At 40.0% G+C, this 11,357-nt stretch carries 8 protein-coding genes; 5 read left to right on the plus strand and 3 right to left on the minus strand.

The window, feature by feature from the left end; genetic code table 11:
* Window positions 1-47: 47 nt before the first annotated feature.
* From H1R81_RS11850 to H1R81_RS11860, 3 genes are all read right to left on the minus strand, one after another.
* Window positions 48-1,115, minus strand: coding sequence for a hypothetical protein (locus H1R81_RS11850; RefSeq protein WP_181840942.1), 1,068 nt, complete (start codon window positions 1,113-1,115; stop codon window positions 48-50).
* Window positions 1,116-1,259: 144 nt separating this feature from the next.
* Entirely contained in the window at window positions 1,260-3,908 is a 2,649-nt protein-coding gene (locus H1R81_RS11855) for a TonB-dependent receptor (RefSeq protein ID WP_181840943.1), read from the minus strand.
* A 197-nt stretch (window positions 3,909-4,105) separates the two neighbouring features.
* A complete protein-coding gene (locus H1R81_RS11860) occupies window positions 4,106-4,849 on the minus strand; it encodes a LytTR family DNA-binding domain-containing protein (RefSeq protein WP_181840944.1) in 744 nt (247 codons plus the stop codon).
* A gap of 240 nt (window positions 4,850-5,089) precedes the next feature.
* Between H1R81_RS11860 and H1R81_RS11865 the strand changes: the two genes are divergently transcribed.
* The 5 genes from H1R81_RS11865 (at window position 5,090) to H1R81_RS11885 (ending at window position 11,078) form a co-directional block, all read left to right on the plus strand.
* Window positions 5,090-5,482 (plus strand): hypothetical protein, encoded by a 393-nt coding sequence (locus H1R81_RS11865; protein ID WP_181840945.1) that lies wholly within the window; start codon window positions 5,090-5,092, stop codon window positions 5,480-5,482.
* 36 nt (window positions 5,483-5,518) lie between these two features.
* The gene (locus tag H1R81_RS27715) at window positions 5,519-8,026 is read left to right on the plus strand and encodes a DUF4132 domain-containing protein (RefSeq protein WP_181840946.1); all 2,508 of its coding nucleotides are present in this window, start codon (window positions 5,519-5,521) and stop codon (window positions 8,024-8,026) included.
* A 142-nt stretch (window positions 8,027-8,168) separates the two neighbouring features.
* Window positions 8,169-9,539 carry a cytochrome ubiquinol oxidase subunit I gene (locus H1R81_RS11875; protein ID WP_181840947.1) on the plus strand — a complete coding sequence of 457 codons (1,371 nt, stop codon included), beginning with the start codon at window positions 8,169-8,171 and terminating at the stop codon, window positions 9,537-9,539.
* Window positions 9,539-10,573: a cytochrome d ubiquinol oxidase subunit II gene (cydB, locus tag H1R81_RS11880; protein ID WP_181840948.1), complete on the plus strand. Its 1,035-nt coding sequence runs from the start codon at window positions 9,539-9,541 to the stop codon at window positions 10,571-10,573. Before H1R81_RS11875 ends, cydB begins: the two co-directional genes overlap by 1 nt.
* Window positions 10,574-10,595: 22 nt before the next feature.
* Window positions 10,596-11,078: a lipocalin family protein gene (locus tag H1R81_RS11885; protein WP_181840949.1), complete on the plus strand. Its 483-nt coding sequence runs from the start codon at window positions 10,596-10,598 to the stop codon at window positions 11,076-11,078.
* The last annotated feature ends 279 nt before the right edge of the window (window positions 11,079-11,357 follow it).

Raw genomic sequence — 11,357 nt, forward strand, 5'->3', positions numbered from 1 at the left:
TCTTAAGTCTTTCAAACTCCCTTTCCTGGCAGAAAGGGAGTTTTTTTTCAGGCATCAACTTCACTCAGCCACATCTTCACTTTTTGTGCCCATTCGGCTTGTTTGAAGGTATCTATGCTATGGCGGGTTTGGTCGTCGTATTCTCTTTGCAATCTGTTCATTTCTTTGTATGACTCGAGGTATTCATACTGAATCATGCTATTCAAATCTTCTATACTTTCGGCATGCATAGCCTTTATTTTTTTCTTGAAACGCTCTACCACCAGTTTGGTAATATCAAAATGCAGTTGCTCGTGCGCCAGCGAATAGTCGGTCTTGGCGGTTTCGTTAGCCCACGACATTCCTCTGACCATATAAGTTCTGGTTTCAATATATGCCTGAATCAGCCCTTTTGAAACTTTGAAAGAAGAATGATAGCCAAAATTACTGAAAATAGCGGCACCATACCGGGTAACTGATGCGGGTCTGCCCCTGAAATCGTCCCAGTTTACCTTACGTGTTTCGTAATAGATAGTATCCCTGTCATTTTTTGTATAATCCGGCAAAAGAGTTATCTCCACACCTTTGCTCAGCGCTTCGTGTTTCTCATGATTAATAGCTATCCAGTCTGTAAAGTAGTCGAGGGTCTGAACAATCAACTGATGGAGTACCGACTCAAGGTTGTTCATATTAGGTGTAGCCACTACCGAACGTTTATAGTCCATAAATACGTCGGAATTAACCAATGAAATGGTATCGTTTCTTCCGATACGTTCAAAACTCACTGATAACGACATCCTGCCATTGATGCCCCCCTCTCGCCTTGTCTCGGCGATAGTTAATTTTTTTATATGATAAAGGATTGGAACTGTATTCACATCTTTAGCCAGGGTTCTGGCGATAAAATTCTGAATGCCGTTCTTTACACCACCTGTTACAGACACAGGTTCTTTTTCATTGAGAGAAGTAATAATTGTGCCGATGTTATTTGTCTGAGGTCGCCCGTCTTTCACCCCGGCAATATGGTAGCCAACGGGTTTTATATCAATCCGTGTATCTTTTAAAGTAATCGAATATTGAGCCCAAACTGTCGGCATAATAGCCCAAAAGAAGGCCAGTATAGCTAACTTACGCATTTGCGAAATAGATTATCCTGAACTTTGATTTAACTCATTTGATGATTTCACTAATTAAAAATAGAGATTAATCATTCTCCAAGTTAATGAATTTCCACAAAAAATCAGTCCAATCATTAAATCAAAGTTCAAGACACTTAACGCTTATTTGCCATTTTTATTGAAATTGAGGTCACAAACAATTCCGGCATAGATAATACGGGTAATTGGTGCAGACCCATAAACCGTAATGGCGTTGGCGTTGGTAAGGTTTGTGCCTCCTACTTTGACAGTACTATGAATATCTTTCAGATAATAGTTCAACTGCGCATCTAAAGTGCCAAAAGCCTTGATTTCTCCCTCATCAAAAGGCATAAAATACATATAAGTGCTGCTCCAACGGTAATTAAGCGCGTATGAGAAGTTCTTTGTAATCAAACCGTTTGCGCCAATGTTAAACTTGTGCTCAGGAGTATTGAATCCGGCAATCAGGTCTTTAATATCTGAAATTTTAGCCCAGGTATAATTGCCATAGACACTTAGTTTACTATTCACCCGATAATCAAGGCTTATAAATGCCCCTTGTGTTGTAACGGGCTTATCAAAGTTAGCCCAGGTCTGAATGAACCTTCCTCTGGTGCGGTCGGGGGCTGTTTTTGACCAGTCGCCTGTTTTTTGCTGGAAATTTCCCTCAGGCATTTTGCCGTCTTCCCTTCCCTGGAAACGAACGATGCCTATAAAGCCATTATATAAACTACGGTAGTAGCTCAGGTCTATCTGCAAATCTTTGGTTAGTAATCCTTTGTAGCCTAACTCCCAGCTATTCATTTTTTCAGGTGCCAGTTTTTTTACTTCATAAGGCTGTGTACCCGCTGAACTGAGACCTTTAAAACCGTTTTCGACGTTGCCTATCAATAAAATACTACCATAATCTAAGTAAATATACTGGTCAAGCTGTGCAGGGGCCCTGAAAGCCGTGGCATAATTTGCTCTGAAATTATGACGACCCACTGAATAGACTGCCGAAATACGTGGCGAAAATCTGGAGCCAAAATTCTGGAAGAAATCTACCCTGCCTGCCGCAGCCAAGGTTAGTTTATCAGCTAAAAGTTTTTGCTGAATCTGCCCATAAACGCCTGATTCCCAATTGACAATGGCATTTCGCTTTTCTCCGGTCAAGGGTGAGAAATTACCATCAGAAAGCAATGTGCCGTTTGATTTCAAGAGGTAGGTACGATAAGCTCCGCCTACTACAATATCGGTTTTATTAAACTTAAACTCTCTTTGTGCCGAAAAATCTGTATAGCGGGCAGTATTGGTAAAAGCTGCGCCTTTTACCGTTGAACCGTTGATTGATAAATCGCCTACTCCATTGGCTACCTTGTTTGTTATCTGTCCAAATTGCGAAGCAGAGGCCCCTGCGGCCGTCGGGCTTAGTTGCAGGTTTTGTGTAAGATTAAAGGCTAATTTAGCCGCATCCTGAACAGATTGCCCACCCTGAATGGCTGGTATGGAAAAACCGGTTGGAACGCCCCCGTTTATCTGGTCTGGTGTATAAACACCAGAGAGGGCGCCTCCACCAGAGCCATTGCCCCGTGCGGCAGCAAATATCTGATTCCATGCATTGAAATAATTAGCTGCAATAGTAGGGAATGACCCATTTTCAGGACCCGTCATACGCACATTCTGCAAGGCATTAGCTACCCCTCCTATCTCATAGGCCTTTCCCCCGTAGTCGAACATCGAATAAGCCCGGATAAACCAACGGTTATTTTTTATTTCAAATTTATGCAAATCATACTGCATTTCACGCCAGGCAAATCGGCTGGTACTCTGAAAAATACCATTACCCATCGACCATCGATATTCATACGAAGCCTGTGTTCGGTCATTAATCCTGAAATGCAAAGACGGGTTCAGGCGTATGCTTCCTGCCTGAAAACTATTGATATTAATAAACTTACTTCCGGCATTAGCCCCGATAATATCAGCCTCTTTGAAACCCGGCATATAAATGCGGTAGGGCTGGTTATTATTGTATTGAGTATATTTTGGGTCTGAGACTGTCAGGCCTACATCGCCAAAATAGTTGATTTTATTCCAGCCAAAAGGTGAGCCGTAGGCGTTATTAGCCGCATCAGACCCTGCCAGCCCTCCTGCCGTAACAGCTTTGATAGCGGCATCAGATTCGCCCAGAAACTCTTTACCTTGTGTAAAATTGGCATTGAGTTTAAAAGCGAAACGCTTACCAAATACCTGTGCGTATCTCATCTGTCCATCCATCAGGTTTCTGGAACCTCCCCGGACAGAAAGGGCTAATCCTTGATGCTTGAAAGGGTCCTTCGAGTGCATCAGTATCACGCCATTAAAAGCACCCGACCCATAAAGGGCAGAATTTGCTCCATAGATCACTTCAATATTGTCTATATCCAGATCGGGCGTACCCATCCAGTTGCCTCCATATAAAGAGGAGGTTGGCGACATAAAATCGACATAATCAGCTAATTGCAGGATACGCTCGGCTTTAGAGCTGTTGAATCCACGGGTGCTTAAGCTGGTTACAAACCAACTTGACTGACTCACATCTATTCCTTTGTAGCGCGATAAAGAAGAAATCAATTCAATACCCGGGGATTGCTGGAGTTGCAGGGCAGATACTTTGGTAACCGAAACAGGAGCTTTAAAAATACTTTCTTCAATTCTTGATGCCGATACCACTACTTCATTCAACGCTTTGGCACTATCTGCCGGGTTTTCCTGTGCCCATGCCCAATGCGTGGCTAAACAAGCAATTAAGTAAAGCTTTCTTTTCATGATTTTCTTTAGTTTTATAGTAAGAGTATGTTTAAAAATTATGATTCGACCTACAAAGCCATCTTTTTCCGCTACACTGCGTTGTATTTTTTCGATGTAGCTGCTGGCTACATCTGCAAAATACGCCTTGCTTTGCAGAAAAATCTGTGCTTTTCGGTCAGAATAACAAAATTTAAACCTACTCTAATGGTTTTGTTTTATCCTTCAATCCATTTTCTGAACTGTGCTGCGTTTTCCTGACTTATACTCACTTCAGCCTTTGACAGATGCATTAATTCTAAAGCTATTTTCCCTTTAAATGAGGGTTTAAAGCTCCTGATAGCATCTATACTTACAATAAATTTCCGGTTCACTCTGAAAAACTGCCGGTTGGGTAATTCCAACTCCAGTTCGCTCAGGTTCTTTTCTATAATGTATCGTTCTCCGGTTTTATCAATCAGAAAAACCACCCTTGATTCGGTATAAATAAATGCTACTTCATCGGTTTTCATAACATAATAATTCGTACCTTTCTTCACAGTCAACCGGTCTTTGGCTGAAAACCCTTTATAATCGGGGCGTGTTTTTATAACCGCCTGCAAAAAGTGCTTGCCAAGTGTCTCGTACTTATCCAATACCCTCATTACTTCGGTCTTTTCAATGGGTTTTCTTAAATAATCTATGGCATTAAGGGGCATTGCCTGCGACCAGTATTTATCATAAGCCGACATAAAAACTACCGGAAACGCTACATTTATTTGCTGAAAGATTTCAAAACTCAGTCCGTCTGCCAGTTCTACTTCAAAAAAACCCAGACTTATCCCATCGTTCACGGCCAACTCAGCCAGAGTTTGCTGAATACTCTGGCAATGAATCAGGTCTGACATCGGATAATATTCAGCTAATACCTCAGCTATCAGCTTGAAATTATCTTCTGTTTTTTCTACAATCAGAATAGTCATTGGCTATTTCGGGGTCGTGATTTCCACTTTCAGGCAAAATATCTCGGTCTTGGCGAAAAAAAATTTGCGTTGCAAAATTACAGAGAACAAATTAGAATAATGCGAAAGCGGCAATTTCCTTCCACATTTGCCTGATTATCTCCCATCTGAAAGCAAAATCATAAAATATAGTTTCTATAATTAAGCCAAAAGTATTAATTTAGAAGTTTATGAAAACACCCAACATTACTCTGAATTAGAATGAAAACCATCACAATTAATGACGAAACTGCTGTCGGCAAAATCCTCAATCAGATTGAGATAGAAGTCAGAAATGAAACAATTACCGTCAGGGATTTAATTAAAGCCCGCATCTACACCGAAGTAGAAGCCTATAACCAGAAACCTGACAACCGCTTCTTCGGGCTTATTCAACCAACTATGATAGAAGCTATATTAAACAATTCTGAAACAAAGCAAAAGCGGCAGATAGATGCCGAAAAACAGTTTTATATTGCTTTAGATGCCTTTACCAAAAACGGCTTTTTTCTACTGGTTGACAATTACCAACCTGATAGCCTTGATGAAGAAATACTTCTTACTGATAGCACCACAGTAAGTTTTATTAAATTAACCCCATTGGTTGGAGGCTGAAAAATACACACCTCTTAAACCAAAAATAACAAGTCTGTGAACACTACAACTCCCCAATCCAGAAAGCCGATAAGTGGTTTATCTGGCGACGAATTTGAGACGGCAAGGGCTATCTTTGTTACAATTGCAGAAGAACTAAAAACTGCGTATGAAGATAGCTGGCGTTATCGGTTAGAAAATACTACTTCTTCTGAAAGATTAAAAACTGAAAGCCTTGAAACAAAGAAAAATCTATGCTTGTACTGTACTTTTCTTTTGTTTTCTTATCAACAATTTATTAATAGGGTAGATTATGAAACAATGTCTGCCGCCTCTCAATTGCTATCCCATTTGCTAAAATCTAAAAATGGTTTAGCTGAAAAAGAGTTGTTACATATTCTTCATCAGATTGCCGGACTATCCAGAGAATCCTATGATAATTTCGCATATTTCCCACATCTTCTTTTTTTGACTTATATAGAAAAATACGGGAAGACAAATCCATTGTCGGAGGAACTCAAAGAGGCGGTTTTTTCTTTGAAAAGACCGAATAATCAATATGACAATAAAGCGATTAATGCATTAGTCAAAAAAATAGGGGCTCCACCCAAAGAATTTTCTCTTAACCAGTATATTGTTAATAAAGACTCTGTTGGTAATTATCTGTTTAGTTATTTTAAGAATCTATCATCTCAAAAGCAGGAGTTATTAATTAATCTGTCTAAAGAATCCGATAAATCAGTTCCGACAAAGAAATGGGCTACAATTATTAACCCTATTATTGATAAAATCGGTAAAACTGAAATAATAGAACTTGGTTTGGCAGTTTTTGATATAACCATTGAACTTTTACAAACGCTTCATAAAACCAATCCTCACACTTTATGGAGTTTGCATCAGGAAGGAGCAGGATATTATGATAGCTCAAAACATGATAAATGGTTTTTTGATAAAAATGAAGATATTTTAAGAGGCCTTGCATGGATAAGTGCTTATTTAGAATCTCCGGCTTATGCTGATAAATTAGTTGAATTGTGTATAGCTGCTTATAAAAAGAAACCAGAAATAGGGGCTTTACTTCCTCGTCTGGGAAATGCCTGTATTTTTGGGCTCTCACAATTGCCTTATAAAGAAGGCTCAGCTTATCTGACAGTTCTTAATCAGAAAATAAAAAATACCAACGGGAATAAGGTAATCAATAGCCGTTTGGCTGAAATGGCGGCAAAGTCAAATAAAACGAAAGATGAGATAGAAGACGAAGGTGTACCCGATTTTGGTTTGAATAGTGATGGTATATTGGTAGAACAATTCGGCTCTTATGAAGCCCGACTTAAAGTAAAAGCATCAGGCAAAACTGAAATTGAATGGAGTAAAGGAGGTAAAGCACAGAAATCTGTGCCTGCTGAGGTTAAAAATTCTTATCCGAACGAATTAAAGTTATTTCAGCAAAAGGTTAAGAAAATTGGTGAGACCATCGCTGCGCAAAGTACCAGAATCGAAAGTTTCTTCCTGAAAAACCGTAGTTGGAATTACGCCAACTGGCAGGAAACATTTCTGAAAAATGGCTTATTTAAAGTCATAGTAAGCCCCTTAATATGGGCATTTGAAAAGGACAATAAAAAATCCGTTGGCATTTATCTCAATGATGAATGGGTTGATAATGAAGAGAATGTTATTGCATGGATTGATGATTCAACTCAGGTACAGCTATGGCATCCGCTTGGTTATGAGGCAGAGTTCACCCTATTATGGCGTAATTTACTGGAAAAGCATCAGATCATTCAACCATTTAAACAGGCTTTCAGAGAACTCTATCTTCTTACAGAGGCAGAAATCCGAACCCAAACTTACTCTAACCGCTTTGCAGCACATATTCTCAAAAATTATCAATTTGGTGCTTTATTGAAAACCAGAAGATGGGGTGGTTATAATCAGTTCCATGATGGAGGATTACCTGAGATACATCTCAAAGACTGGAATCTGAGAGTTCAGTTCTGGGTAGATTTTGTAAATGAGGCAAATCATGGGAATGACTATATTTCTACCGATCAGGTGAGGTTCTGCAATAATCATGGTGCTATCAATTTAGCTGATGTACCGCCCATTGTCTTCTCTGAAATGATGCGGGATGTTGATTTATTCGTAGGCGTATGCAGCATTGGTAATGACCCCAACTGGATTGACGGAGGTAATAGATTTGGAAATAATTACTGGCAAACTTATTCTTTCGGCGATTTAGGCGAACTGGCTAAAACACGTAAACAAGTGCTTGAACGCCTTATACCAAGGCTTAAAATAGCTAAAGTCGTAGAAATAACAGGCAATTTTCTGGTTGTAAAAGGGAAGCTGCGCACTTATAAAATTCATGTAGGTTCAGGCAATATATTAATGACCCCAAACGACCACTATCTGTGCATAGTACCAGATAGAAACCCAAGTGCAACAGATAAACTTTTTTTACCATTTGAGGGAGATGCAGTACTTTCTATCATTTTAAGCAAGGCCTTTTTATTGGCAAATGATGATAAGATAACCGACCCGACCATCACAAGACAGATTAAGTAAAATCTATCTCACCTTTAAAAGTTGCTATTTTTATGCCGTATTCAAACAATAACTTTTCCAGACAGAATGCTTAAAATAAACCCGATTTTCCTTGTTCCGTATTCGTTTGGGTCTGAAATTCGCCTCATCTAACATAGGTTTTATGAACACTGAAATACTCTCCCGAATACAGTTTGCATTCACCATCGCTTTTCATTATATATATCCTCCTTTAAGTATCGGTTTAGGTGTTGTTATGGTTATAATGGAGGGCCTTTACCTCCGCACCCGCAAGCCAATATACGAACAAATGACCCGTTTCTGGATACGCATCTTTGCCCTGATTTTCGGGATTGGCGTAGCCACAGGTATAGTCATGGAATTTGAATTTGGTACTAACTGGGCTGTTTATTCACGTTATGTCGGTGATATTTTTGGCAGTGCTTTAGCAGCAGAAGGTATTTTTGCATTTGCACTTGAATCAGGCTTTTTAGGAATCCTGATTTTTGGGTGGAATCGGGTAAGCCCACGTGTGCATTTCTTCGCAACATTGATGGTTGCCCTGGGTTCTATGTTTTCAGCTATCTGGATTGTGGTGGCTAATTCATGGCAGCAAACTCCTGCGGGCTATAGAATTGAGGGTGAGGGCATGAAAGCCCGGGCGGTTATTACCGACTTCTGGGAAATGGTCTTTAATCCTTCCAGTATAGACAGGCTTTCCCACGTAATTATCGGTGCATTTCTGGCAGGTTCGTTCTTAGTGCTGAGTGTCAATGCTTATTATATTTTACGTAACAGGCATTTAGCTATAGCCAAATCAGGCTTTAAGATTGCTTTGGTAGTAGCTACAGTTTCTGCTTTAATGCAATTGTTTACGGGGCATCGCTCGGCAGATATAGTAGCCCGACACCAGCCTGCCAAATTAGCGGCCTTTGAGGGTCATTATGATTCGCTGGCTGTGGCAGATATGTATCTGATGGGTTGGGTTGATAATAAAACCCAGAAAGTAACAGGCATCAGTATCCCTGCCGGGCTGAGCTTTCTGATTCACCAGGATTTTAAAGCCCCTGTTCGGGGGTTGAATGCTTTCAAAAAAGAAGATCGGCCATCGGGTGTCAATTTTGTTTTTCAGACATATCATTTAATGGTGGCTATCGGTATTACTTTAATCGGACTTACAACACTGGCTTCTTTTCTATGGTGGCGGGGAAAACTATTTGAGCAGCGATGGTTACTCCACATTTTTGCATGGGCTGTTCTATTGCCTCAGGCGGCAAATCAGTTGGGTTGGTATTCGGCTGAGGTAGGGCGGCAACCCTGGGTTGTGTATAATTTACTACGGACTTCCGATGCGCTGTCGCAATCACTTAAAGCTGAACAGGTGATATTCTCTCTGATAATGTTTACCTGGGTCTATGCCTTGCTATTTGTTTTGTTTCTGTATTTACTTAATAAAAAAATAAAGCATGGGTTTATGGGCTACGACGAAATGATTCCTGAATATTCAAAACGTGATAACCCCCTGCTGAAATAATGGAAACAATACTCGGACTCAACCTGGCCACCTGGTGGTTTTTAGTCATTGGTGGCGTATTCAGTGGATATGCCATCTTAGATGGTTTTGATTTGGGCGCAGGTGCCTTGCATCTGTTTTTCAATAAAGAAGAAAGCCGCCGCAAAGCACTCAATGCCATTGGCCCTGTGTGGGATGGTAACGAGGTATGGCTTGTAATTGGCGGCGGGGCACTGTTTGCGGGTTTTCCGGTGGTTTATGCCACTATTTTCTCTGCATTTTACGAGCCCTTTATGGTATTTCTGATTACGCTTATTTTCAGGGCTATTTCTATTGAGTTCCGCTCAAAAGAACCTATGCTCTGGTGGCGCAAAGGCTGGGATATCAGCTATAGTGTATCGAGTATTATCCTTACGTTATCACTGGGGCTTATTCTCGGTAATATCATTCAAGGCATAGCTCTCGACCAGAATTTTATTTACAAAGGTACCTTGGCTGATTTCTTCAACCCTTACGCCGTATTGATAGCCTTTACAACGCTATCTTTATTTATGATGCATGGGGCAATTTATCTGGTAATGAAAACCGAAAACAGACTTTATGCCAAGCTGACAATCATTGTAAAGAATACTACTATTTTTTTTGTGGTGATGTTCAGCATTACATCGGTTATAACCTTGTTGTTTGTACCACACATGGCCGAGCGTTATGAAGAAGTTCCGTATATGTTTGCCTTTCCGGTTTTAGCCATTTTAGCCGTAGTTAATATCACCCGTCAGATTGCCAAACGCAAATACCGTTATGCCTTCATGTCATCAGCTGTTGTAACTGCCTTGCTCATGGTACTGGTAGCAGTGGGGCTTTTTCCGAACATTATTTTATCAAGCATCAATTCTGCATACAGTATTACCGTTCATAACGGTTCTTCTACTGATAAATCTTTAAAAATTATCCTTTTGTTTGCCGTGATAGGTGTGCCGATTGTTGCTACTTATACTACCTTTGTTTTCTGGACGTTCAGAGGGAAGGTAAAATTAGACGATGCAAGTTATTAATCACCATTTAAATGTGTAAACTATGCAAGACCTTGTTAACACCCAAAGTATTTTTTCTGCGCTGGTAGGTGCCTGGTTTGTTTGTTACAGCAGTTTCCCGATGTGGCTGGAAGGTGACAAAACCAATCCTGAGTTTAACTACACTGTTTCCAACCGAAAAGGAGAAAAAGTATTATCAGACGAAGTAAAATACCTTAAAAAAGGCAAAGAAAAAACCATCGAAGGATATGACTACCCGGATAAAAAAGACAGTTCGGCTTTCATCTGGCATGGGAAAGGTATTTTAGGACTTTTGAAAAGTAAATGGCGTGTGGCTCTTATGGACCCAAAAGGTGAATGGGCGGTAATCGCCTTTTCCAGGACCCTGTTTACGCCCGAAGGGGTCGACATCATCAGTAGAACTCCTGAAATTACGGAGGACACTTTTCTGAAGATAAAAAACCTGATGGAGAAAGATGAGGAATTGCGGGGGTATTCAGAGAAGATCGTGCGCTTAAAGAAATAGGCGTCAATCTTATAATTGTTATAAACTTCTTGTTTTTTAAGACTCTTTAAGTAAGACCGGAATATATTATCTACGTGATAAAGTTATATTTAAAGTCTTTTACCCGTGAGTAGACACTCTGTTTACTATTGCCGACAATCGTATAAAGGTTTTATATACGAAAAAAGCGGGGAAAATAAAAAAACCTGAAATTTCAACCGCTTCCGGAGAGGTTTGAACACTCTTCTGATTCTCCAACAAAAAACGCATCTGTTATAAATAATATTTAAGTATATTGGG

The organism is Emticicia sp. BO119 (assembly GCF_013912375.1).
Lineage (GTDB): Bacteria > Bacteroidota > Bacteroidia > Cytophagales > Spirosomataceae > Emticicia.

Coding starts and splice junctions, on each gene's coding strand:
- cydB (WP_181840948.1), top strand. CDS start 9,539: ATGGAAACAATACTCGGACTCAACCTGGCCACCTGGTGGTTTTTAGTC.
- H1R81_RS11865 (WP_181840945.1), top strand. CDS start 5,090: ATGAAAACCATCACAATTAATGACGAAACTGCTGTCGGCAAAATCCTC.
- H1R81_RS11875 (WP_181840947.1), top strand. CDS start 8,169: ATGAACACTGAAATACTCTCCCGAATACAGTTTGCATTCACCATCGCT.
- H1R81_RS11850 (WP_181840942.1), bottom strand. CDS start 1,115: ATGCGTAAGTTAGCTATACTGGCCTTCTTTTGGGCTATTATGCCGACA.
- H1R81_RS11885 (WP_181840949.1), top strand. CDS start 10,596: ATGCAAGACCTTGTTAACACCCAAAGTATTTTTTCTGCGCTGGTAGGT.
- H1R81_RS11860 (WP_181840944.1), bottom strand. CDS start 4,849: ATGACTATTCTGATTGTAGAAAAAACAGAAGATAATTTCAAGCTGATA.
- H1R81_RS11855 (WP_181840943.1), bottom strand. CDS start 3,908: ATGAAAAGAAAGCTTTACTTAATTGCTTGTTTAGCCACGCATTGGGCA.